Genomic DNA, 640 nt, shown 5'->3' on the forward strand with positions numbered 1-640 from the left:
GCAGCAAAGGTCACGCCCTGATCGACCGCGAGCTTTACCTGCCGAGGAAGGAGTGGTGCGAGAACAGCGACAGGCGCGCCGAGACGTCCATTCCGGAGAAGGTGGCGTTCGCGACCAAACCGGCGCTGGCCGACCGCATGATCGAGCGGGCGCTCGATGCCGGCCTGCCCTGCGCCTGGGTGCTGGGCGACGAGGTTTACGGCTCGGACCGCCGTTTGCGCATTGCCCTTGAACAGCGCGAGCAGCCCTTCGTGCTGGCGATCCGCAGCAACGAGAAGCTCTGGGCGGTGCTGGACGGGCGTCTCGGTCAGCACGCCGCCTCGCGCTTGGCCGCTCGTCTGCCCGCCCAGGCTTGGCAACGTTTGTCAGCCGGGGCGGGCAGCAAAGGAGAGCGGGTCTATGATTGGGCACGTCTGCGCCTGACCCGGCTCCAGCGGCACCCCTAGGACCACTGGCTACTGGTCCGGCGCAGCCGCAAGGATCCGAAGGATCTCGCCTACTACGTCGTCTTCGGCCCCGACCAGACCAGCCTGGCCCCTCTTGCGCGTGTCGCAGGTCGGCGCTGGGCCATCGAGGAATGCTTCGAGGTCGCAAAGCAGGAGGTCGGCCTGGCCGACTACGAGAGCCGCTCGTGGCAGGG

1 protein-coding gene is annotated in these 640 nt (G+C 68.1%); it reads left to right on the forward strand.

The window, feature by feature from the left end:
- A partial coding sequence (locus tag EBE87_RS28535) for a transposase (RefSeq protein ID WP_147426336.1) occupies positions 1–446 on the forward strand: 446 nt, incomplete at its 5' end.
- Positions 447–640: the final 194 nt, after the last annotated feature.

Source organism: Teichococcus wenyumeiae (genome assembly GCF_003696345.1).
Taxonomy (GTDB): domain Bacteria; phylum Pseudomonadota; class Alphaproteobacteria; order Acetobacterales; family Acetobacteraceae; genus Pseudoroseomonas; species Pseudoroseomonas wenyumeiae.